The organism is Deltaproteobacteria bacterium, from assembly GCA_035063765.1.
Taxonomy (GTDB): domain Bacteria; phylum Myxococcota_A; class UBA9160; order UBA9160; family PR03; genus CAADGG01.
On the sequence record JAPSFT010000004.1, the window covers coordinates 181,922 to 202,638 of the forward strand.

Sequence of the window (20,717 nt, forward strand, 5' to 3'; positions counted from 1 at the left end):
CGCGCCAGGGGCCCTCTTCAAGTGGTTCCGTCCGGGCGCCGAAGGGTCGGGTCGCCGGGAGGTCGCAGCGGGGCATGGCCAACGTCAAGGGGGTGGCGCTCGTCGAGATGGTCAAGTTCCTGCGCTCGCGCCGCGCCGAAGCGGAGCCCCTGCTCCCGGCCGAGCTGCGGCACTACCTGGACGAGCGGATCCGCGTCGCGAGCTGGTACCCCGAGTGCGACATGGTCGGGCTCGTCCGGGTGGTCGCACGGCTCCTGCCGAAGGGTGGCGAGCCGCCGCTCGCAGCGATCGGCCGGCTCAACGCCCGCAACAACATGGCGGGGGCCTATCGTCACCTCTTCGAGAGCGCCGATCTCTCGCGGGTTCCGCTCCGCGCCGTCACGCTCTGGCGGTCGATGCACGACACCGGCGACTTCCGGGTGACGCTCGAGGAGGGCGAGGCGCGCGTGGACGTCGTCGGCTACGGCTATCCGTGCCCGGAGATGTGCGCGATGATCGGGCCCTACGTCGAAGAGCTCTTCGGTGCCGCAGGGGTGAAGAACGTGCGAGCGCAGAAGCGAGCCTGCGGCCTCGATGGCGCCGCTGCCTGCTCCTACCGGATCGTCTGGGATTCCGAGGGCGACTGAGCCGCCCCCGTGTCCCCGCTCGCGGGCGGGGTGGGCGCGCCGGCCTGCGGCGGCGCTGCTCCTCGGGGGAGTGCTCGTGGTGCCGGCCTGCGCGGGTCTTCGCGGGCGGCCCCCGGCCGGCGCCCGCGAGATCGTGGTGACCGCCTACGCGTACACGAGCCGGGTCGGCGAGACGGACTCCCAGCCGACGCTCGCGGCCTCCGGCGCGCGCCTCCGGCCCGGCATGCGAGCGATCGCCGTGTCTCCGGACCTGCTCGCGATCGGCCTCGCCTACGGGACGCGCGTCGAGATCGAGGGCCTCGGCGAGTGGATCGTGCTCGACCGCATGGGCGACGCGCACCGGCGCTCGATCGACCTCTACCTGGGCGAGGACCTCGACGCGGCACGCGCCTTCGGCCGCCAGCGCGTGAAGCTGCGCTGGGACCGCTAGCCGCGGGCCCGGGGGCCGCGCTGCGGCGGAACGACCCGGCGGGACGTCGGGCTCGCCGGATCTGCCGCGCGATCCTCACCCGATCAGGCCCTCCATCCTCGGGACGGAACGGCTGTCCGGAAAGACCTGCGTCTCGAGTGCGGCCTCGGACACTCCAAGATGTCGGCCGAGCACGCCCTTGAGCAGGCCGCGCAGGTCGCCGGTGGGGCGCAGGTCGCGGCCTTCGTAGAGGCTGCGGACGCCGAGACCGGGCCAGTCGCCGCCGATACGACCGCCCGCGACGGGGCCTCCGGCGAGCAGCGCGAGGCCACCCGTGCCGTGGTCGGTGCCGCCGGTTCCGTTGATCGCAACGGTGCGGCCGAACTCGGTCAGCACCACCACGACGGTCGACGGCCAGACCGCCCGGGCTGCGTCGTGGAAGGCCTCGAGGGCGGCGTCGAGCTCGGCCAGCTTGCGGCCGAGCACGCGCGCCTGGCTCCCGTGGGTGTCCCAGCCGGAATCCTCGACGAAGCCGACGCGCGGGCCGCCCGCGGCGGCCAGGAAGCGCGCGGCGACGCCCGCCAGGTCCGGCAGCCGGCCACGAGCGCGACGGCTCTCGCCTGCCATCGCGTCGAGGCTGCCGGCGGCGACCTGCTCGAAGGCCGTGGCCAGCTCCGGGTCGGCGGCGTAGAGCGGCGCCAGGCGCTCGAGGAGCCTCGGATCCACGGCTTGCGGCAACGGCGGCGACCAGGTCCTGGCCGGAGCCGGGCCCCGCAGGCTGAGCGGCATCACGCTCGCGATCGCCAGTCCCTCGGCGCCGCCCATCGCGCCGACGCAGCGGTTGAGCCAGCCGGTGTGGCTGCCGCCCGGCGTGCCGGTGCCGTTCTCCAGGCAGTCCTGCGCATCGAAGTGCGAGCGCTCGCGGTAGGGCGGGGCCACCGCGACCACCGGCAGCAGATCCCCTCGCTGGTAGAGGGTGTGGGCGAAGCCGAGCGCGGGGTGGAGCCCGAAGCTGCCGTCCAGCGCCAGCGGCGCATCCGGCAGCAGCGCCGCGCGCAGGCGCGCGGCGTCGGGGTCGTCCAGCGGCGGCAGCACGTGGAGGCCGTCGAGCCCGCCGCGCAGCAGCACCACGAGCAGGCGGGGGTCGGCCCCGCCCGGCGCGCCCCAGGCGGCCGTGCGGGGCCAGAGCGCGAGCGTGGCCGAGGCGCCGGAAGCGATCAGGAACCGGCGGCGGGACAGGCGCATGTCACGTCCTCCACTGGAAGGAAGGACTGGCCAGGAGCAGTGCGAGGCCCTGCTCCGGCGATTCGGCGCGGCGCAAGGCGGCGCCGAGGTCGGTGTCGAGGCCGCGGCCGAGCATGGCCCGGGCGGTCGCCAGCGGCTGCCGGTGCGCGGCGGGTGCGCGCGCGGCCAGAGCCTGTGCGAGCTGCACGCGCTTCCCCAGGGCGTCGGCCCCGCTCCAGTCGGCGGCGGTGTCGGCGAAGCCGGCCGGCGAGCGCGGCAGGAAGGGTGGCTGCCCCAGCCGCCGGAACAGGCCGACCAGGGCTTCGGGCCGCGCACCGAGGTCGATCCCGAGTCCGCGCGCAGCCGAGAGCACGAAGTCGTTGGGGGTCTTGAACTTGCGCGCCGAGGCGCTCCAGGCCTCGTCGCTGCGGACCAGCACGGCGTACACGGCCGGCAGGTCGCCGTCGCCGTCGAGCCAGGTGCGCGCCAGCCGGTCCACCAGTGCCGGCGGCGGCTGGTCGGCGACGAAGTGGCGCGCCAGCTTGAACGCCAGGTGTCGGGCGGTGGCCGGGTGGCGGGCGAGGTCGGAGAGCATCGCCCGGGCCTGCTCGACGCCGCCTTCGGGGTAGCGGCGACCGAGCAGGCGGCGCGCGCCGGGCTCGTGGGCAGCGCTGCGGAAGGCGAAGGGCGCGAGGGGGCCGCCCGCCCGGAGCTCGCGCCGCCCCGCCGTGCCCCAGCCGGTCAGCGCGCGCGCGAGCTCGAGCACGTCGGCCTGGTCGTAGCCGCCGTCGACGCCGAGCGTGTGGAGCTCGAGGATCTCGCGCGCGAGGTTCTCGTTGAGGCCGAGCTTGCGCGTTGGCCCGCTCTCGGGGCGCATGCGCCGGGAGCCGACCCTGGCGAGCCACGAGCCCTCACCGATCGAGCGGGCGTTGTCGAGGTAGCGGAGCATGCCCGGATGCGACTCCACCGCGAGCAGCAGGTCCCCGAAGCGACCGAGCACGTGCGGGCGGATCGCCTCGCGCTCCATCGGTGCCGCGTAGAGGGCTGCCTGTCGCTTGTCGATCGAGACGGCGAAGTGGTTGGACCAGAACTGCACGAGCCGCTCGAGGAAGTCCTGCTCGGTGCGAACGGCATGGCGGTAGCGCGCGGCGAGCTCGGCGAGCAGCTCCCGCCCGAAGGTCTGCCGGAAGCGGGTCCGGATCTCGTTCCGCGCGTCCTCGCTGCCGGCATCGGCGCTGGCCGTCACCGGGTCGCGCGCGGCGCGGCGCTCGGCCAGGCGCTCGCGGCGGAAGGCGAGCTCGCGCCGCAGGGTCTCGGCGCTGTCCGGAAGCCCGGCGAAGGCGGAGGGCGACACCGGGCGCAGCTGTGCGAGCAGCCAGTCGCGGGGGTCGCCGGGGGCCGCCAGGGCGCCGGGGCGGGCACCCAGGCCGAAGCGGTTGCTGGCGCTGGCGGCGCGATCGAGGGCCATGCTCCCTTCCGCAGGTCGGGCCTGCCCGATCAACGCCCGAGGGCGGATCCGGTTGACACGAGCCCGCCCGGCGGGACGGGCGGCCGCGCAAGCCGGTTCGGGCGCGAATCCCGGGGCTCGCCGCTACGCAGCCGGCCTGGAGCGGATCCTGCGAGCGCCGCGAGCGACGTGCAGGCGGGGCGGCGAGCGAGGGTCCGGGCGTCCGCCGCACCCGGCGCGGGCGGGTCCGGGCTAGCGTCGCGGCGGTGATCGCGATCTTCGTCGATGCCGATGCGTGCCCGGTGAAGGACGAGGTGTACCGGGTCGCGACCCGCTACGGGCTTCCGGTGGCGGTGGTCGCGAACGCACCGATCCACGTTCCGGCGGGCTTCGGCGCGCAGCTCGTGGTCGTCGGCGGGGCTCCCGATGCGGCCGACGACTGGATCGCCGCCCATGTCGAGCCGGGCGACGTCGTCGTCACGGCCGACATCCCGCTGGCGGCGCGCTGCCTCGCGGCCGGCGCCCGCGCGCTCGGGCCGGACGGCCGGCCCTTCACGGAGGACTCGATCGGCGACGCGCTCGCCGCCCGCCAGCTCCACGCCACGCTGCGCGAGCAGGGGCTGCTCCCGGGCGGCCCGCGGCCGCTCGCAGACAAGGACCGCCAGCGCTTCCTCACGCGCCTCGATCAGCTCGCGCGCGCCGCGCGTGGCGCCTAGGCCTCGCTCGCGAACCCCCGCAGCCCCTGGTAGCGCGCCACGTGCCAGTCCGCGTCGCCGAAGAGGCCCTGGAGCACGCGCAGGCGCTTGAAGAACAGGCCCTCGTCCTGCTCGTCGGTGACCCCGATCCCACCGAAGAGCTGGATCGCGTTCTCCTGCACGAACCAGCCGCCGCGCGAGAGCTGGAGCTTGGCCGCCGAGATCTCCGCCTGGCGCTCGTCGGCGTCCTCGTAGTCGGCCGCGATCGCGGCGAGGATCATGGTCGAGCGGCACAGCTCGGTCTCGGCGTACATGTCGGCGGCGCGGTGCTGGAGCGCCTGGAAGCTCCCGATCGGCACGCCGAACTGCACGCGCTGCTTGAGATAGGCAACGGTGCGGTCGAAGAGCTCCTGGATCTCGCCCTGGCCCTCGGCGCAGGCGGCGGCCGCCGCGCGGTCGAGCGCCCACTCGAGGTGGGGCCGTGCGGCGCCGGCCGGGCCCAGCAGGCGCTCGGCGCCGACCTCGACCCGTCGCAGGCGCACGAGGGCGCTGCGCTGGCCGTCCATGCCGGGCACGCGGATCCGCTCGAGCCCGGGGGCGTCGCCGTCCACGACGAAGAGCGACAGCCCCTCGCGGTCGAGCGGGTCACCGGCCGTGCGCGCGACGATCACGAGCTGGTCCGCGGCGTGCCCGTTCAGGACCCAGGTCTTCTCGCCCGAGAGCACCCAGCCCGCACCGCGCCGTTCGGCGCGCGTGCGGCAGTCGTGGGGCGTGAAGCGGCTCTGGCGCTCGGCGTAGGCGAGGGCGAGCGACGTGCGCCCCTCGATCATCGGCGCGAGGAAGCGCTCGCGCTGCGCATCGCTCCCGAGCTTCGAGAGCAGGCCCCCGGCCAGCACGACCGAGGGCACGATCGGCTCCGGCACGAGGCCCCGGCCGAGCTGCTCGAGGATCAGCGCGAGGTCCACGAAGCGGCCGCCGAAGCCGCCCTGCTCCTCGGGGTAGGCGACGCCGAGCCAGCCGAACTCCCCCATCCGTGCCCACACGCTCGGGTCCCAGCCGCGCTCGGTGTCGCGCAGCTTGCGGAAGCGCTCCACCGGCGAGTCGTTCGCGACGAACTTCGCGACCGAGTCGACCAGGATCTGCTGCTCTTCGCTGAGATCGAAGTTCATCGCTGGCTCCTCAGAGGGTGGGCAGGCGCAGGATCTGCTTGGCGATGATGTTGCGCTGGATCTCGTTCGAGCCGCCGTAGATCGTCGCCGCGCGCAGGTAGTTGAAGGAGGAGGCGACGCCCTGCTCGATCGCCGGCAGCACCTCGGGCGGGCTGTCGAGCCAGCCGAGGGCGTCGTGGCCCATGGCGTCCATGCACAGCTCGGTCGACTCCTGCTGGATCTCGGTGCCGACGAGCTTCAGGATCGAGCTCTCCGGGCCCGGCGCGCGCCCCACCTGGGCGGCGGCCAGGGTGCGGAGCTGGAGCAGCTCGAGGCTGCGCAGGCGCATCTCGAGCCGGGCGATGCGCTCGCGGAAGCTCCGGTCGTCGAAGAGCGAGCCCTCGCCGACCGGTGTCTCGCGCGCGATCCGCTTGCAGAGCTGGAGCCAGCGCTTGCTCTCGGCGATCCCGCCGATGCCGGTGCGCTCGTGGGCGAGCAGCGCCTTCGCCATCGTCCAGCCTCCGTTCTCGGGGCCGACCCGGTTCGTCTGCGGCACGCGCGCGTTCTGGAACCAGGTCTCGGAGAAAGCGTAGGTGCCGCCGGTCGTGAGGAAGGGCTTCACCGTGATGCCGGGCGTGTGCTTCACGTCGGCGAGGATGAAGGTGATGCCCTCCTGCTTCTTGCCGCTCGCGTCCGTGCGGGCGAGCAGGAAGATCCAGTCGGCGTACTGCGCGTAGGTGGTCCAGGTCTTCTGGCCGTTCAGGACGTAGTCCGTGCCGTCCTTCTCGGCGCGGAGCTGGAGCGAGGCGAGGTCGGAGCCCGCGTTCGGCTCCGAGTAGCCCTGGCACCAGACCTCCTCGCCCGAGAGGATCCTCGGGAGGAAGCGCTGCTTCTGCTCGGGCGTACCGAACTGGATCAGGAGCGGCCCCACCATCGTCAGCCCGAAGGGCGAGAGCTGCGGCGCGTTGGCGCGCACCAGCTCCTCGCCGAAGATGTGGCGGCGCCCGATGTCCCAGCCCGTGCCGCCCACCTCCTTCGGCCAGTGCGGCGCCACCCAGCCCTTCCGGAACAGGATCCGGTGCCACTCCATCTGCTCTTCGTGCTCGAAGTGGCCGCCCCCTTCCGCCTTGGCCCGGATCGGGGCGGGCATGGCATCCTGGATCCACTGCCGCACCTCCTGGCGGAAGGCGAGCTGCTCGGGGGAGTAGGCGAGGTCCATCGGGGGGCTCCGTGGCTTGGGTTCCGGATGGGGCGCCAGGGCGCGCTGCTGGCAATTGCGGAACGGTCGCGGAGCATAACGGCCCCCCACTCCGTCTGCCCGAGCCCCGTGCCGGCGCCATCTTGCAGCGCTCCGGTGCGGGCGGCGGGTATGATGCCGGCGCACCGGAGCGCCCGGAGCCGTACCTGCATGGACCATCCCAACGTACAGCTCGCCCGCCGGCTGTGGGACGCGATCGCGCGCGGCGATGCCGACGGCGTGCGCGCCGGGCTCGCGCCCGACCTGGTCTGGCGCGCCACCGCGCGCGGCGCCCCCTGGTCCGGCGAACACCAGGGCGTCGACACGGCCATCGACATGCTGGCCCGTATCGGCGAGGCGACAGACGTCTTCGATGCCGACCTCGTCGACGTGCTCGCCAGCGACGAGCGGGTCGTGATCCTGTTCCGCGTGCACCTCGCGATCGGACCACGCCAGCTCGACCTCGACTACCTGATGCTCGGGCGGGTGGCTGGCGGGGTGATCCGGGACGTCCTCACCGCCCCCCTCGATCCCGAGGCGATCGAGGCCTTCTGGCAGGAAGGGACCGTGCGCTGAGGCCAAAGCCCCGCGCGAATCGCCGGATCGCCGGGACTGTCCCCGTCAGAAGAGGAGGACGGCGAGTTTGGCGAAGGCGGCGCCGACGAGTGCGGAGGCGGGCAGGGTGAGGATCCAGGCGGCGGCGATGTCGCGGGTGAGCCCCCACTTCACGGCCGACAGGCGCTCGGTGGCGCCGACGCCCATCACCGAGGTGGTGATCACGTGGGTCGTCGAGACGGGGAAGCCCATCCAGGCGGTTCCGAGCAGCACGCTCGAGGCGGCCGTCTCGGCCGCGAAGCCGTGGGCGGGCGTGAGCTTCACGAGCCGCATCCCGAGCGTGCGGATGATGCGCTTGCCGCCCGAGTAGGTGCCGGCGCCCATCACGAGCGCGCAGGCGAGCTTGACCCAGAACGGCACCTCCAGGTCCGGGATCGAGCCGCCCGCGAAGAGCGCGAGGGTGATGACGCCCATCGTCTTCTGGGCGTCGTTCGAGCCGTGGCTGAACGCCATGAGCGACGCCGAGGCGAGCTGCGCGATCCGGAAGCGCCGCATCAGCGGGCCCGGCTGCGCGTTCCGGAACAGCCACAGGATCCCGACCATCAGCGCGATGCCCACGGCGAAGCCGATCGCCGGGGCGAGCACGGTCGGGATCAGCACCTTGCGCACGATCCCGCCCCACAGCACCGAGTCGGCCCCCGCCGTGGCGAGCACGGCGCCCGCCACTCCCCCGATCAGGCAGTGCGAGGAGCTCGACGGGATCGCCCACCACCAGGTGAGCAGGTTCCAGGCGATCGCGCCCACCAGGCCCCCGAGCATCACCGGCGCCGTCACGGAGCCCGGGTCGACGATGCCGCTCGCGAGGGTGGCCGCGACGTGCGTCGAGACGAGCGCGCCGACCACGTTCAGCACGGCGGCCGCCGCCAGCGCGAGCTGGGGTGGCACCGCCCGGGTCGAGATCGAGGTGGCCACCGCGTTGGCGGCGTCGTGGAAGCCGTTGGTGTAGTCGAAGAAGAGCGCGGCGACGATGACCGCGACCAGCAGCGGTTCCATCAAGCGTTCTCGAGCACCACGCCTTCGATCAGGTTCGCGACGTCCTCGCAGCGGTCGATGGCAGCCTCGAGCTGCGCGTAGATCTCCTTCCACTTGATCAGGGTCTTCGCGTCCTGCTCCTCGGCGAACAGGCGCGCCGTGGCCGAGCGCAGCAGGCGGTCGTTCTGCTTCTCCACCTGCTTGACGGCGCGCGCCAGCTCCTCCGCCCGGGCCGGGGTGACCCGCTGCGCGAGGGCGTCGACCAGCGCCTTGGTGGCGTGCGTGGCATCGACGAGGTGCTGCGCCATCTCGAGCGCCTCGGGGCGCGAGAAGTGGATCTCGTACAGCCAGACGCAGCGGGCGGCCTCTTCGACGAGGTCGAGGATGTCGTCGAGGCGGCTCGCCAGGTCGTGGATGTCGCCGCGCTCGATGGGCGTCACGAACGAGGAGCGCAGGAGCTCCATGGTGGTCTGGCAGACGGCGTCGGCCTCGTGCTCGACGGCGCGGATGCGGGTCGCCTGCTCCTCGGCGTCGTCCGGCTTCGCGAGCAGCTCGGCGAGCATCGCTGCACCCTGGACGGCGAGTGCTGCGTGCTGCGAGAAGAGGTCGAAGAACTGGGGCTTCTTCGGGAGCAGGCGTCTCAGCACGGGATCTCCTCTAGAAGATCGCGATCGGGTTGACGGGGGAGGCGGTGCCGCGCGCGAGGACGAGCGGCGCCACGACGAGCTGGAAGGCGTGGCGCTGCTCCTCGCGGCAGGCCTCTGCGAGGGGGTCGAGGTCGAGGTTGTCGAGCAGGTGGAGGCCCATCGCCACGATCGCGACCGAGTGGATCGGGAGCGGGACGCCCTCGATCCCGGAGGGCACGACGTCCGAGACGCCGTCGCCGCCGAGGGCGGCCACGCGGCGCTCGAAGAGCCAGGGCAGGCAGCTCGCGTGCAGGCCCGCGATCCGCTCGCGGGCGTTCCATGCGCCGCGCGCGGCGCGCCGCGCCCAGCGCCCGGTGCGCACGAGGAGCACGTCGCCCGCCTCGACGCGCACGCCGGCGGCCGCCTCGGCGCGCTCGAGCTCGCCGGGGCCGATCGCCTCGCCGGGCTCGAGCCACGGCACGCCGCGCAGCGCCGGGACGTCGAGCAGCACGCCGCGGGAGACCACGCCGTCGCGCAGCGCGTCGATCGCGAGCGCGAGCGCGCCGTGGGCGGTGACGCGCTCGATCGGGTAGCCGTTGTAGAGGCGCCCCTCGTGGAAGATGTGGCAGAGCGCGTCGATGTGGCTCACCGCGAAGCCGTGCGGCGCCAGCGCGAAGTAGTCGCCGCCGAAGCCCTCGCTGGCGGTGCCCGCCATCAGGTGGACGACCGGGCGCTCGTTGTCGGCGGCGGGCTCGGTCGGGAGCGGCCGCGCGCAGCCGACGGTGCGCCCGCTGCGCACCAGCGCGGCGGCGGCCGCGCGCTTCCCGGGCGTGATCCAGCGCAGGGCGCCGAGCTGGTCGTCGCCACCCCAGCGCCCCCAGTTCGAGAGCGTGCGGTGGAAGGCGAGGACCTCGTCGGTGGCGAGCGCGGGCGCGGTCAGAGCTTCTCCGGGACGTCGAAGCGGCCGTGCATGTGCTCGGTCCAGATCGTCATCAGCGCGGGGCCGGGCAGACCGAGCGAGCGCAGGGCGTCCGCGACCGGATGGGGCCCGAGCTCGAGCCGGGCCCCTCCGAGGCGGATGCCGGTGCCGCTCCCGCCCTGGGTGAAGCGCGTGCGGTGGGCCACGCCCTCGATCTCGGTGTAGGTGACGGTCTCGGTGTCGGGCAGGGTGCGCGTCCCACCACGCGGGAGCGAGAGGGTGAGTGCGTGCTCGCCCTCCATCACGAGCCGGCAGCGCACGCGGTCGCTCTCGTAGCGGAAGTCGATCTCCTCGACGCTCTTCGGGAAGCCCCAGATCGTGCGGCCGGCTTCGCACGTGAAGCTCTGGTCGACGGGCAGCTTCCAGATGAAGGTGCCGAGGCGCCCGCCGACGAGCTCGCGCAGCGCGCCCACCCAGGGCAGCCCGCGCGGCGCGCCGCGCGGGCGCACGAAGCAGGTGATCGAGACCTCGTGGTAGTCGCCGAGGTCGTTGTCGCGGTAGTCGATCACGGCGATCCCGAAGGGCGTGCGGCCGGGCAGGACGGTGGCGACCTCGAAGGCGTCCGGCACGAGGCGCTGGACGGCGCGGGCCGGGAGCAGCCAGGTCGCGACCCCGGTCGAGGCATCGCGCACCTGGACCGGCATCGTGACGGTCCGGCCCTGGATCTGGTAGCGGGCGGGCTCGGGCACGAGGGGAGCATACACCCGGCGGCGCGCGAGCGAAGCGGGGAGATCAATCCGTGCGGCGCTCCCGGCGGCGGCGGAGCTGCTCCCGCTGCTCGGGCGTAAGCCGCTCCCAGCGCTCGCGGAGCTCCTGGCGGCGCTCGGGCGGGAGGTCGCGGAACCAGCGATAGCGGCGCCGGATGCGCTCGCGCTCCTCGGGCGGGGCCTCGCGCAGGCGCCGGAAGCGCTCGCGGATCCGCTCGCGCCGCTCGGGCGGGAGCGCGCGCCAGCGCTCGAGCCGCTGCTGGGCGCGCGCGCGCTGCTCGGGTGACATGCGCCGCCAGCGCTCGGCGCCGCGCAGGAGTCGCTCGCGCCGCTCGGGCGGGAGCGTGCTCCAGCGCTCCGCGAAGGGCGCGAGGAGCTCGCGGTCCTCCGGAGCCAGCGCGTCCCAATCCTGCGAGGGAGCCGGCGAGGAGGCCTGTGCGGCGGCGCGAAGCGGACCCGCCACGAGGAGGGTGGCCAGCAGGCCGAGGAAGGAGCGCCTAGTCATCGCTGCCTCGCGCCTCGTTCGCGCCGGCGGCGCCGGCGTCGCGAGGGCCGTCGTCGAGCTCGAACGGGTCGATCCCGCCGCCCGCGCCGTCGGAGAACTCGCCGAGGAACTCGAGCAGCTCGGGACTCGGGGCGTCCGAGGCTCGCGAGGGCTCTCCGGCGCCGGGCGGGGACAGCGGCTCGGCTGCCTCAGAGCGCGGCGTCCTCGGCGAGCCATCGGTAGAAGTCGAGGTCGTCATAGAGCTCCAGGTCGTCGGCGCTCGCGAGGAGCTCGACGTCGTCGAGCTCGACGGCGAGCTTGCCCTCGGTGTCCTCCCGCTGCCGCCAGGAGGCCACCACCAGCGCCAGCACGGCGGCGCCGGCGGCCGTCGCGACGAGGCCGCGCGGCGCCACGAAGGCGCGCCGGGTGGTGGCCGGCCTCTCGAGGGTCCCGAGCGCCCGCAGCCGCGCCGCGCGCAGGCGCGCTCGGGTCGTCTCGTCGAGCGCCGCCACGTCGTGGTCGAGCTGCGCGCGGGCGCGGGCGACGAGCGGAGGGTCGGGTTCGCGCTCGCTCATCGGATCCCGTCTCCCCAGCCGTCGCCCAGGTGGGCGCGCAGCGCCTGGATCGCGCGAAAGTAGTGGGTCTTGACGCTGCCCGTCGAGCAGCCCATCGCGTGGGCGGCCTCGGCGACGTCGAGCCCCTCCCAGGCGCGCAGGAGGAAGGCCTGGCGCTGGCGCAGCGGGAGTGCTTGGAGGGCGGCGTCGAGCTGGCGCCCGGCGTCGGCACGCAGGGCGAGCTCCGCGGGGCTCGCGCCCGCCGGATCGGCGGCCTCGGCACCGGGGTCGGGCGCGGGGGTGTCGCCGCGGCCGAGCAGGCCGCGAAACGGTGCGCGGAAGGCGCGCCGCCGCGCCCAGTCCCGGATCCGGTTCTGGAGGATCCGGTAGAAGAGCGGGCGCCACTCGGCCTCGGGCCGAGTGCTGTATCGCTGCACCAGCGCCGTCATCGCGTCCTGGACGAGGTCGAGAGCCTCGTCGGGGTCACGCGTGGCGAGCCGGGCCATGCGGAAGGCGCGGCGTTCGACGCCCGCGAGGAAGCGCTCCAGGTCCGCCCGCCGTTCCACCCCGTTGCGTACCCTTCCTCATGCCCGCACCGGCCCGGCCCGCAGCTTCGCACATCAGTCGCCGTGGCGACGATCGAAGCGGCGGTCGAAGCGATCGCCGCGCCGGTCGAGACGCCGCTCGACACGGTCGCCGCGGCGGTCGAGCCGGGCGTCGGCGCGGTTGCCGCGCCGCTCGAGCCAGGCCGCTCGCTGCGGGTGGCCGTTCTCCTCGGCGCGGGCAGCGCGCCGGTCGAAGCGGCTCTCGATGCGGTCGCCGCGCCGGTCGAGGCGCTGGTCGATGCGGTCGCCGCGCCGGTCGAGGCGGTGGTCGACCCGGTCGCCCAGGTCGGCGCGGGCGGCGGCAGGCGCAAGGCCGAGGGCGAGGAGCGTGGTGAGGGCGAAGAGCGAGGACTTCATGCGGATCTCCGGTTGCGAGCGGCGGGAGCGCCGCCCTTCTCCCCCTGCCAACGCGCGGGAGCGCGGGCGGTTGACGCGGGCGCCGGCGGGTGCGCGCCGCGACCGGCAGGGAAGACCGGAACTACCCGAGGCCCGAGCGGATCCGCTCGATCGCGGCCCGGCGCAGGGCGCGCTTGGTGAGCGCGTGGGCGCGGCCGGGGAGGGCGCCGAGGGCTGCGGCCGCCTCGAGCGCCGCTGCCTCCACCTGCTCGGGGGCGACCGCGCGATCGAGGAAGCCCGCCGCGACCGCGCCGTCCGGGTCGTAGATCTCGGCGAGCGCGGTGGCGCGCTGCAGGTGGCTCGCCGCCAGCCGCTCGCGTGCGAGCTCGATCGCGAAGGCGGGCAACGCGAGGCCGATCGCGACCTCGTTGAGGCCGATCTTGAAGGCGCCGGCCGCGCCGATGCGCAGGTCGGCGGCGCACAGCAGGACCGCGCCCATCGCGAGCGCGTGGCCGGTGCAGCCGATCACGACCGGCAGCGGCAGCTCGAAGAGGCGGAGCGCGAGGCGCGCGCCGCCCGTCACGAGCCGCGCAGTCGCCGCGCCGCCCTCGTTCATCACCGCGAGGTCGAAGCCGCCCGAGAAGCGGCCGGGCCGCCCGAGCAGCACGACCGCCCGGGCGTCCTTCTCGGCCGCGTCGAGCGCCGCGCCGAGCTCCTCGAGCATGGCGAACGAGAAGGCGTTGGCCTTCCCGTCGTCCATGCGCAGGATGGCGACGCCGTCCTGGATCTCGCAGCGGACGCCCAAGACGAGCTAGGCGCGTTCGAAGAGGGACGCGAAGCCCTGCCCGCCGCCCACGCACATCGTCACGATCCCGTAGCGGCCGCCGGTGCGCTGGAGCTGGCGGAGCAGGAGCCCGGTGAGCCGCGAGCCGGTCATGCCGTAGGGATGCCCGATCGCGATCGAGCCGCCGCAGGGGTTCAGCTTCTCGTTCGGGATCTCGAGCACGCGCTGGCAGTGCAGGAGCTGCGAGGCGAAGGCCTCGTTCAGCTCGACCACGTCGATGTCCTTCATCGTGAGGCCGTGGCGCTTCAGGAGCTTCGGCACCGCGAAGATCGGGCCGATCCCCATCTCCTCGGGGCCGCAGCCGGCCACCGCGCTGCCGCGGTAGACGCCGAGCGGCTGGAGACCGAGCTGCTTCGCGCGCTCCGCGCTCATCAGGAGCGTCGCCGAGGCGCCGTCGGAGAGCTGCGAGGCGTTGCCGGCCGTGATCGTCCCGTCGGGCTTGAACGCGGGCTTGAGCGCGCGCAGGCCCTCGATCGTGGTGTCGGGCCGGTTGCACTCGTCGCGGTCGACGGTGGCCTGCTCCTCGTAGGGCTCCTCGCCCTTCTTCTGGACCTTGCGGGTCACCGGCATCGGGACGATCTCCTCGCGGACCCATCCCTTGTCCCAGGCCGCGGCGTAGCGCTGCTGGCTCTGGAGCCCGTACTGGTCCTGGTCCTCGCGCGAGACGTGGTAGCGCTCGGCCACGATCTCGGCGGTCATCCCCATCGGGAAGTAGAGGCCCGGGAAGCGCTCCTGCGCGGCCTTGTTGACCATGCGCGTCGTGTTCTGGGTCCCGTCGGTCATCATGGTGATGGTCTCGACGCCGGCCCCGATGGCGACCTCCGCCCCCTCCTGGATGCGCTGCGCCGCCATCATGATCGCCTGCGAGCCCGAGGAGCAGAAGCGGTTCACCGTGGCGCCCGCTACCTCCTTCGGGAAGCCCGCCGCCATGGCGGCGATGCGCGCCATGTTCATGCCCTGGCAGCCTTCCGGGAAGCCCGTGCCGACGACCACGTCCTCGATCTCGGCCGCGTCCACGCCGGCCTTGGCCACGACGGACTTCAGCGTGTGCGCCAGGTAGTAGACGGGCTCGGTCATGTTGAACGAGCCGCGGCCGGCCTTGGCGAGGCCCGTGCGCACGCTCTCGACGATGACGACTTCGCGGGAGGGAAGGGGCATGAGGGGTCCTTTCGGGCGTTGCGGGAGGGCGGGAGCATACCAGCCGGCTCCGCCCCCGTCGCGGCCTCGACGGCCTTCCGGGCCCCGCCTAGATTCGCTGGGTGTCCGCGTCCGAGGCCACGACCAACGGCGTCCAGGTGGAGGCCGCCGCGCGCTTCTCGCCGGACCACTCGGCCGCGCACCTCGCGCAGTGGTTCTTCCTCTACACGATCCGGATCACGAACCTGAGCGACGAGACCGTGAAGCTCGTCGGGCGCCACTGGGTGATCACGGATGCCACCGGCAAGGTCGAGGAGGTACGCGGACCCGGGGTCGTCGGCGAGCAGCCCGTGCTCGAGCCCGGGGAGGCCTTCGAGTACACCTCGGGGTGTCCGCTCGGGACGCCCTTCGGCTTCATGCGCGGGTGCTACGAGATGCTGGCGCCCGCGAGCGGCCGCCGCTTCGAGGCCGAGGTGGCGCCCTTCGAGCTGCGCCAGCCCGCCTCGGTGCAGTGACGCTCAAGGTCGCGACGCTCAATCTCTGGCACGACCAGGGTCCCTGGCCGGCGCGCGCCGAGCGGATCCGCGCCTGGCTCGACGGGCTCGACCCGGACGTCGTCGGCTTCCAGGAGGCGCTGCGCGCGCCCGGCTTCGACCAGGTGGCGGAGCTGCTCGGCCCGCGCCTTCCCCACCGGGATTTCGGCTGCGCCGCGATCCTGCGCCGGGAGTCCGGCACCTTCGAGTTCGGTAACGCGGTGGCCTCGCGCTGGCCCCTCCGTGGCCGCGAGGAGCAGAGGCTTCCCGACCGCGGTGACGCCGAGACGCGCGCGGCGCTGCACGTCGACGTGGCGGCGCCCTTCGGGCCGCTCGCCTTCACCTGCACCCACCTGCACTGGCGCTTCCACCATGGCGACACGAGGCTGCGACAGGTGCAGGCGCTGGCCGCGCGCGTGATCGCGCGCCGCCCGAAGGGCGGCTTCCCGCCGCTCGTGGTCGGCGACTTCAACGCCGAGCCCGAGTGGGACGAGATCCGCTACCTGACCGGAGGACACGCGATCGACGGCCGGACCGTCTACTTCCACGACGCCTGGCGCAAGGCGGGCCGCGCGGCGCCGCACCCGGGCGAGCCGCCCGGCTGCACCTGGTCCAACCGCAACCGCTTCGCGCGCCTCGCCCTCGAGCCCGACCGCCGCATCGACTACGTCTTCACGGGCTACCCGACCGCCCAGGGCCTGGGCCTCGTCGAGCGCTGCGAGGTGGCCTTCGACGACGCCGTTGACGGCGTCTGGCCGAGCGACCACTTCGGGGTGTACGCGGAGCTGCGGACGGAGGCGCTGGGGGAGGCCGCCTTCGCCTGACGGCGGCTCAGCGCGGGCGGCGGGCGCGGGCCCGGGCGGCCTGGGCGCCCGGGCGCTGGCGGCGCATGCTCTCGGCCTGCTCGAGAGCAGCCGCGGAGCGCATCCGGTTGGCGGACTTGCGGGTCGACTTCCGGGACGGGACGGTGCGCGAGTCCTCGAGCGCAACGGCCGCCTTCGGCGCTCGCCGCCGGGTGTTGCGTGCCGCGGTGCTGCCGTAGCCGGCCTTGCGGTCGCTCGCGCTGACGCCCGGAGCCGCGGTGTCGACGAAGGCATCGCGACGCAGCTTCTCGGGACGGGCGAGCGCGCGCTCGAGGGCCTCGCGCCCCTGTCCGACCCGGCGCCCGATCAGGCTGCCGTCGTCGTCGCGTCGGGGAGCCGCCGCCGGCCCGCTCGCGCGCCGGGTGCCCCGCTTCGTGCGGGGCTCCGACAGGCGCTGGCGCCCGAGCGCACGCCCGACCGCGCGTTCCACGCCGGCCGCGACCCACCGGAAGGCCTCCCGCGCGTCCGCAGCCCGCTCCTCGACGACGATGCTCGGGAGACCGTCCAGCACCACCTTCGCCCGGCAGACGGTGTCGACGCCGCCGCGCGGGCCGTTGACGTCCTCGAAACGCACGGAGATGCGCTCGATGCGCTTCGCGAACTTGCCGAGCCGGCGCCCGAGCCGCGCCCGCACCAGGTCCCGGAAGGCGGCTTCGAGCGGGATCCGGCTGCGGATCGCAAGCGGCGTGGTCGTGACGTCCGTTCGGCCGCGGCGGCTCCGGGTCGCTCGCGGCTGCGTTTCGGCGAAGGGCTGACGACGGGCCATCCGGCGAAGCTAGCCGGTGGAGTTCACGCGTCCACCCTGCACGCACGCGACCGCGTTCAGAACAAGGCCGTCTGCTCCCCCTTCGCGCCGGTCGTCCTGCGCGGCTTGCCTGTCTTCGCCGGCTTCGGCTCCTCGCGCAGCCACTTCACCTGGGAGACGGGCTTGGCCGCGAGGCGCACGCCGCGCGCCGTCACGCCCGTCGGCTCGAGCTGGCCGAGGTCGAAGGTCGCCTCCTTGACACGCTGGCGCTTGGCGGGCACGAACCTGAGCCAGGCCTGACCGCTGGCCTTCCCCGGGATCAGGAGATCCACCTTGCCCGCCTTGTCCTTGATCAGCGCGTACTCCTTGTTGCGGATGAAGCGCTCGATGCGGATGCGCTTGGCGAAGGGGATCCGCTTGGCGTCGCGGTAGACGACCGTGAACTCGGCGCCCTGCTCGGGGTCGAAGACGTCGCAGTGGAGCAGCTTGCCCGTGAAGAGCTGCTTCTCGGGCGCGGCCATGACCCGGAAGCTCCCGTCGTCGGCGATCCCGAGCACGAGGTCGTACTCGGTGACCTGGAGCGGGAAGCCCTCGCCCTTCACCGCGCTCCCGAAGAAGCCGCTCTCCGGGTCGTAGGAGAGCTTCAAGGTGGCGCGCGCCACCGCCTTCTTGTCGACCTCCTGGAAGGAGCCGATCCGGGTCCGGCGCGGGTACTCGTCGGCGTAGCGGTCGATCAGGCCCTGGAGCCACTGCACCGTGGTGCGGGTCAGGTGCTTCAGCTTCTTCGCGGTGGCGGCCAGGCGCTCCTCGATCTCTGCCTCCTCGGCCTTGCTGCGCTCGAGGTCGTAGGCCGAGATGCGGCGGATGCGCAGCTCGAGCAGGCGCTTCAGGTCGTCGTCGTCCATCGGGCGCACGAAGAGCCGGGCGTGCTTCTTCATGCCGGTGACGACCCGCTCGCGCACCGCCTCCTCGGTGCTGGCGTCCTCGAGCCCGCGGTAGACGCGCTTCTCGATGAAGATGCGCTCGAGGGTGAGCCAGTGCCGGCGGTCGGCGAGCTGGCCCTGCTCCCACTCGAGCTCGGCCCGGATCCGCTCGCGGAGCTGCTCCGTGAGCGCCTTCAAGACCTCGCTCGCGCTCCTCTCGACCGGCGTGCGCCCGTCGATCACGACGATGTTCGACGAGACGGAGACCTGGCAGTCGGTGTAGGCGTAGAGCTGCGGGATCACCTCCTCGGCGTAGGCGCCGCGCGGGAGCTGGAGCTCGATCTCGACCCGGTCGGTCGTGTAGTCGTGGATCGAGGCGATCTGCACGCGCCCGCGCCCGATCGCGGCCTCGATCGAGGCGATCACGCTCTCGGTGGTGGTGCCGAAGGGGATCTCGCGGATCACGATGCGCTTCTCGTCGCGCGCGTCGAGGCGCGCACGCACCGTCACCTTGCCGCGCCCGTCGTCGTACTCGGAGACGTCGGCGAGGCCGCCCTGCGGGAAATCGGGGTGCAGGGTGATCCGGCGCCCCTCGAGCAGGTCGATCTGGGCCTGCAGGAGCTCGATCGGGTTGTGGGGCAGGATCCGGGTCGCCATGCCCACCGCGATCCCGTCGGCGCCGAGCATCAGCACGAGCGGCAGCTTGGCCGGCAGGAAGACCGGCTCGCGGCTGCGGCCGTCGTAGCTCGGCACGAACTCGGTGAGCGCTTCGTTGAAGAGCGTCTCGAGCGCGAGCGCGGTGAGCCGGCACTCGATGTAGCGCGCGGCGGCAGCCGGGTGGCCGGTTAGCAGGTTCCCGAAGTTTCCCTGGCGGTCGATGAAGAGGCCCTTGTTGGCCAGCACCACGAGCGCGTCGCCGATCGAGGCGTCGCCGTGGGGGTGGAGCTTCATCGTCTCGCCGATCACGTTGGCCACCTTGTGGTAGCGGCCGTCGTGCATCTCGAAGAGCGTGTGCAGGATGCGCCGCTGCACGGGCTTGAGCCCGTCACGCAGGTCCGGGATCGCGCGGTCGAGGATCGCGTAGCTCGCGTAGTCGATGAAGTTGCGGCGCATCAGCGCGTCGAGGCCGGACACCTCAGAGCACCTCGACCGCGGACGCCAGGTTCTCGACGATGAAGGCCTTGCGCTCGGGCGTGTTCTTGCCCATGAAGAAGTCGAGGCAGCGGCCGATCTCGCCGATCCCGTGCACGGCCACCGGCGCAAGCCGCATCCGGGGCCCGATGAACTGCCCGAACTCCTTCGGGCTGATCTCGCCGAGGCCCTTGAAGCGCGTGATCTCGGGGCCGCGCAGCTCCTGCTCGGCGCGCTCGCGCTCGGCGTCGCTGAAGCAGTAGCGGGTCTCCTTGCGGTTGCGGACCCGGAACAGCGGCGTCTCGAGGATGTAGAGGTGCCCCTTCAGCACCAGCTCCTCGAAGTAGCGCAGGAAGTAGGTGAGCAGCAGGTTGCGGATGTGCATGCCGTCGACGTCGGCGTCGGTGGCGATCACGACGCGCGCGTAGCGCAGCCCCTCGATGCCGTCCTCGATGCCGAGGGCGCGCATCAGGTTGTAGAGCTCCTCGTTCTTGTAGATCGCGTCGCGCGAGAGGCCGTGGCAGTTGAGCGGCTTGCCGCGCAGCGAGAAGACCGCCTGGGTCTCGACGTCGCGGGTCTGGATCATGACGCCGCCCGCCGAGTCGCCCTCGGTCAGGAAGATCGTGGTCTCCTCGCGCTTGCGGGCCTTCGGGTCGTCGTAGTGGGCCCGGCAGTCGGTGAGCTTGGGGATCCGGATCGCCACCTTGCGCGCGCGCTCGCGGGCGTCCTTCTTGATCGCCGAGAGCTCCTTCCGCACGCGTTCGTTCTGGCGCACCTTCTCGAGGAGCCGCTCGGCGTCGTCGCGGTGCTCGTGGAGCCAGCGCACCACGCGCTCCTTCACGGCCGGCACGATCCAGCTCCGGACCTCGATGGAGCCCAGCTTGGTCTTGGTCTGCGCCTCGAAGACGGGGTCCTGGAGCTTGATCGCGACGGCGCCGACGAGCCCGTCGCGCACGTCCTCGCCGGCGAAGGACTTGCCCGCGAACTCGTTCACCGCCTTCAGGAGCCCCTCGCGGAAGGCGCTCTGGTGGGTGCCGCCGTCGTGGGTGTGCTGGCCGTTGACGAAGCTCCAGTAGCTCTCGCCGTAGGCGTGGGTGTGGGTGAAGGCGAACTCGAGCCGGTCGGCGGCGTGGTGGACGATCGGGTAGAGCGCCTCCTCGGTGCCCATCTCGTGGGCCAGGAGATCGGCGACGCCGCCCGCGGAGTGGAACCGCTCGCCGCCGTACTCGAGGGTGAGGCCGGCGTTCAGGAAGGCGTAGTAGCGCAGGCGCTGCGTGACGAACTCCTCGTTCCAGGCGAAGCGCCCGAAGAGCTCCGGGTCCGGCGTGAAGCGCACCCAGGTGCCGTCGCGCTCCGCGCCGGCCTTGCCGGTCTCGTCGTCGCGCAGCTTGCCGCGCTCGAAGATCGCGCGGCGCGTCTTCCCCTCGCGCCAGCTCTGGACCTCGAAACGGCTCGAGAGCGCGTTCACGGCCTTGGTGCCGACACCGTTGAGGCCCACCGAGAACTGGAAGACGTCGTCGTTGTACTTGCCGCCGGTGTTGATCCGGGAGACGCAGTCGAGGAGCTTCCCGAGCGGGATCCCGCGCCCGTAGTCGCGCACCTCGATCGCGTCGCCGTCGCGGCGCAGCTCGATCCGCTTGCCGGCGCCCATGATGAACTCGTCGACCGCGTTGTCGACGACCTCCTTCAGCATCACGTAGATCCCGTCCTGCGGATGGGACCCGTCGCCCAGGCGCCCGATGTACATCCCGCTGCGCAGCCGGATGTGGGCCAGGGCGTCCAGCGTCTGGATGGACGACTCGTCGTATGCCTTGCGCGCGCGCGGCATGCTCCCCCCGGCGGAACAGCTTGAAGAGGGAGGGGCGGGGCGTCAACCC

The 20,717-nt window shown here is 73.3% G+C and carries 23 protein-coding genes; 6 read left to right on the forward strand and 17 right to left on the reverse strand.

The features are described from left to right. The first annotated feature begins 74 nt into the window (after positions 1 to 74). Both OZ948_03385 and OZ948_03390 read left to right on the forward strand, forming a co-directional pair. Positions 75 to 626: a hypothetical protein gene (locus OZ948_03385; protein ID MEB2343763.1), complete on the forward strand. Its 552-nt coding sequence runs from the start codon at positions 75 to 77 to the stop codon at positions 624 to 626. Positions 627 to 762: 136 nt separating this feature from the next. Then, the gene (locus OZ948_03390) at positions 763 to 1,056 is read left to right on the forward strand and encodes a hypothetical protein (GenBank protein MEB2343764.1); all 294 of its coding nucleotides are present in this window, start codon (positions 763 to 765) and stop codon (positions 1,054 to 1,056) included. 75 nt (positions 1,057 to 1,131) lie between these two features. Here OZ948_03390 and OZ948_03395 read toward each other — a convergent pair whose 3' ends face one another. Together OZ948_03395 and OZ948_03400 are read right to left on the reverse strand one after the other, a co-directional pair. Beyond that, positions 1,132 to 2,280 (reverse strand): DUF1501 domain-containing protein, encoded by a 1,149-nt coding sequence (locus OZ948_03395; protein ID MEB2343765.1) that lies wholly within the window; start codon positions 2,278 to 2,280, stop codon positions 1,132 to 1,134. A 1-nt stretch (position 2,281) separates the two neighbouring features. Continuing rightward, the gene (locus tag OZ948_03400; GenBank protein MEB2343766.1) at positions 2,282 to 3,727 is read right to left on the reverse strand and encodes a DUF1800 domain-containing protein; all 1,446 of its coding nucleotides are present in this window, start codon (positions 3,725 to 3,727) and stop codon (positions 2,282 to 2,284) included. A gap of 245 nt (positions 3,728 to 3,972) precedes the next feature. Here OZ948_03400 and OZ948_03405 point away from each other — a divergent pair, with 245 nt between their 5' ends. After that, the gene (locus OZ948_03405; GenBank protein ID MEB2343767.1) at positions 3,973 to 4,422 is read left to right on the forward strand and encodes a YaiI/YqxD family protein; all 450 of its coding nucleotides are present in this window, start codon (positions 3,973 to 3,975) and stop codon (positions 4,420 to 4,422) included. On the opposite strand, the gene OZ948_03410 is transcribed toward OZ948_03405, so the two are convergent. Next, complete coding sequence (locus OZ948_03410) at positions 4,419 to 5,570, reverse strand: acyl-CoA/acyl-ACP dehydrogenase (protein ID MEB2343768.1); 1,152 nt, start codon at positions 5,568 to 5,570, stop codon at positions 4,419 to 4,421. The genes OZ948_03405 and OZ948_03410 overlap by 4 nt on opposite strands. A 10-nt stretch (positions 5,571 to 5,580) precedes the next feature. Further along, complete coding sequence (locus OZ948_03415; protein ID MEB2343769.1) at positions 5,581 to 6,768, reverse strand: acyl-CoA dehydrogenase family protein; 1,188 nt, start codon at positions 6,766 to 6,768, stop codon at positions 5,581 to 5,583. Positions 6,769 to 6,957: 189 nt separating this feature from the next. Between OZ948_03415 and OZ948_03420 the strand changes: the two genes are divergently transcribed. Further along, positions 6,958 to 7,362 carry a nuclear transport factor 2 family protein gene (locus OZ948_03420; GenBank protein ID MEB2343770.1) on the forward strand — a complete coding sequence of 135 codons (405 nt, stop codon included), beginning with the start codon at positions 6,958 to 6,960 and terminating at the stop codon, positions 7,360 to 7,362. A 45-nt stretch (positions 7,363 to 7,407) separates the two neighbouring features. Here the strand turns inward: OZ948_03420 and OZ948_03425 are convergent, their stop codons facing one another. The 10 genes from OZ948_03425 to OZ948_03470 all read right to left on the reverse strand — a co-directional run bounded on the left by OZ948_03425 (position 7,408) and on the right by OZ948_03470 (position 14,666). Next, the gene (locus tag OZ948_03425; GenBank protein ID MEB2343771.1) at positions 7,408 to 8,394 is read right to left on the reverse strand and encodes an inorganic phosphate transporter; all 987 of its coding nucleotides are present in this window, start codon (positions 8,392 to 8,394) and stop codon (positions 7,408 to 7,410) included. Then, entirely contained in the window at positions 8,394 to 9,020 is a 627-nt protein-coding gene (locus tag OZ948_03430) for a DUF47 family protein (protein ID MEB2343772.1), read from the reverse strand. The genes OZ948_03425 and OZ948_03430 overlap by 1 nt, the downstream gene beginning before the upstream one ends. Before the next feature lie 10 nt (positions 9,021 to 9,030). Then, complete coding sequence (locus OZ948_03435; protein ID MEB2343773.1) at positions 9,031 to 9,798, reverse strand: cyclase family protein; 768 nt, start codon at positions 9,796 to 9,798, stop codon at positions 9,031 to 9,033. 137 nt (positions 9,799 to 9,935) lie between these two features. Next, positions 9,936 to 10,667: an acetoacetate decarboxylase family protein gene (locus OZ948_03440; GenBank protein MEB2343774.1), complete on the reverse strand. Its 732-nt coding sequence runs from the start codon at positions 10,665 to 10,667 to the stop codon at positions 9,936 to 9,938. A gap of 43 nt (positions 10,668 to 10,710) precedes the next feature. Beyond that, on the reverse strand, positions 10,711 to 11,190 hold the full coding sequence (locus OZ948_03445) for a DUF3106 domain-containing protein (GenBank protein MEB2343775.1): 480 nt from the start codon (positions 11,188 to 11,190) through the stop codon (positions 10,711 to 10,713). A gap of 188 nt (positions 11,191 to 11,378) precedes the next feature. After that, positions 11,379 to 11,744: a hypothetical protein gene (locus OZ948_03450; GenBank protein MEB2343776.1), complete on the reverse strand. Its 366-nt coding sequence runs from the start codon at positions 11,742 to 11,744 to the stop codon at positions 11,379 to 11,381. After that, on the reverse strand, positions 11,741 to 12,289 hold the full coding sequence (locus OZ948_03455) for an RNA polymerase sigma factor (GenBank protein ID MEB2343777.1): 549 nt from the start codon (positions 12,287 to 12,289) through the stop codon (positions 11,741 to 11,743). Before OZ948_03455 ends, OZ948_03450 begins: the two co-directional genes overlap by 4 nt. Positions 12,290 to 12,343: 54 nt before the next feature. Beyond that, on the reverse strand, positions 12,344 to 12,685 hold the full coding sequence (locus OZ948_03460; protein MEB2343778.1) for a hypothetical protein: 342 nt from the start codon (positions 12,683 to 12,685) through the stop codon (positions 12,344 to 12,346). A gap of 121 nt (positions 12,686 to 12,806) precedes the next feature. Next, positions 12,807 to 13,469: a crotonase/enoyl-CoA hydratase family protein gene (locus OZ948_03465; GenBank protein MEB2343779.1), complete on the reverse strand. Its 663-nt coding sequence runs from the start codon at positions 13,467 to 13,469 to the stop codon at positions 12,807 to 12,809. A gap of 6 nt (positions 13,470 to 13,475) precedes the next feature. After that, positions 13,476 to 14,666, reverse strand: coding sequence for a thiolase family protein (locus OZ948_03470; GenBank protein MEB2343780.1), 1,191 nt, complete (start codon positions 14,664 to 14,666; stop codon positions 13,476 to 13,478). Between the two features lie 101 nt (positions 14,667 to 14,767). Here OZ948_03470 and apaG point away from each other — a divergent pair, with 101 nt between their 5' ends. Together apaG and OZ948_03480 are read left to right on the forward strand one after the other, a co-directional pair. After that, positions 14,768 to 15,160 (forward strand): Co2+/Mg2+ efflux protein ApaG, encoded by a 393-nt coding sequence (apaG, locus tag OZ948_03475; GenBank protein ID MEB2343781.1) that lies wholly within the window; start codon positions 14,768 to 14,770, stop codon positions 15,158 to 15,160. Beyond that, positions 15,157 to 16,002 carry an endonuclease/exonuclease/phosphatase family protein gene (locus OZ948_03480; GenBank protein ID MEB2343782.1) on the forward strand — a complete coding sequence of 282 codons (846 nt, stop codon included), beginning with the start codon at positions 15,157 to 15,159 and terminating at the stop codon, positions 16,000 to 16,002. The genes apaG and OZ948_03480 overlap by 4 nt, the downstream gene beginning before the upstream one ends. A gap of 7 nt (positions 16,003 to 16,009) precedes the next feature. Here the strand turns inward: OZ948_03480 and OZ948_03485 are convergent, their stop codons facing one another. The 3 genes from OZ948_03485 to OZ948_03495 are packed head-to-tail and all read right to left on the reverse strand — an operon-like array spanning position 16,010 to position 20,668. Continuing rightward, positions 16,010 to 16,807 (reverse strand): hypothetical protein, encoded by a 798-nt coding sequence (locus tag OZ948_03485; GenBank protein ID MEB2343783.1) that lies wholly within the window; start codon positions 16,805 to 16,807, stop codon positions 16,010 to 16,012. Between the two features lie 56 nt (positions 16,808 to 16,863). Continuing rightward, positions 16,864 to 18,843 (reverse strand): DNA topoisomerase IV subunit A, encoded by a 1,980-nt coding sequence (locus tag OZ948_03490; GenBank protein ID MEB2343784.1) that lies wholly within the window; start codon positions 18,841 to 18,843, stop codon positions 16,864 to 16,866. Position 18,844: 1 nt separating this feature from the next. Beyond that, positions 18,845 to 20,668: a DNA topoisomerase IV subunit B gene (locus OZ948_03495; protein MEB2343785.1), complete on the reverse strand. Its 1,824-nt coding sequence runs from the start codon at positions 20,666 to 20,668 to the stop codon at positions 18,845 to 18,847. Between the last annotated feature and the right edge of the window lie 49 nt (positions 20,669 to 20,717).

Bases quoted from the DNA above. Each gene is read 5' to 3' on its own strand.
- OZ948_03470 (MEB2343780.1), bottom strand. From the start codon at position 14,666: ATGCCCCTTCCCTCCCGCGAAGTCGTCATCGTCGAGAGCGTGCGCACG.
- OZ948_03445 (MEB2343775.1), bottom strand. From the start codon at position 11,190: ATGACTAGGCGCTCCTTCCTCGGCCTGCTGGCCACCCTCCTCGTGGCG.
- OZ948_03410 (MEB2343768.1), bottom strand. From the start codon at position 5,570: ATGAACTTCGATCTCAGCGAAGAGCAGCAGATCCTGGTCGACTCGGTC.
- OZ948_03485 (MEB2343783.1), bottom strand. From the start codon at position 16,807: ATGGCCCGTCGTCAGCCCTTCGCCGAAACGCAGCCGCGAGCGACCCGG.
- OZ948_03460 (MEB2343778.1), bottom strand. From the start codon at position 12,685: ATGAAGTCCTCGCTCTTCGCCCTCACCACGCTCCTCGCCCTCGGCCTT.
- OZ948_03425 (MEB2343771.1), bottom strand. From the start codon at position 8,394: ATGGAACCGCTGCTGGTCGCGGTCATCGTCGCCGCGCTCTTCTTCGAC.
- OZ948_03415 (MEB2343769.1), bottom strand. From the start codon at position 6,768: ATGGACCTCGCCTACTCCCCCGAGCAGCTCGCCTTCCGCCAGGAGGTG.
- OZ948_03450 (MEB2343776.1), bottom strand. From the start codon at position 11,744: ATGAGCGAGCGCGAACCCGACCCTCCGCTCGTCGCCCGCGCCCGCGCG.
- OZ948_03395 (MEB2343765.1), bottom strand. From the start codon at position 2,280: ATGCGCCTGTCCCGCCGCCGGTTCCTGATCGCTTCCGGCGCCTCGGCC.
- OZ948_03420 (MEB2343770.1), top strand. From the start codon at position 6,958: ATGGACCATCCCAACGTACAGCTCGCCCGCCGGCTGTGGGACGCGATC.
- OZ948_03400 (MEB2343766.1), bottom strand. From the start codon at position 3,727: ATGGCCCTCGATCGCGCCGCCAGCGCCAGCAACCGCTTCGGCCTGGGT.
- OZ948_03385 (MEB2343763.1), top strand. From the start codon at position 75: ATGGCCAACGTCAAGGGGGTGGCGCTCGTCGAGATGGTCAAGTTCCTG.
- OZ948_03495 (MEB2343785.1), bottom strand. From the start codon at position 20,668: ATGCCGCGCGCGCGCAAGGCATACGACGAGTCGTCCATCCAGACGCTG.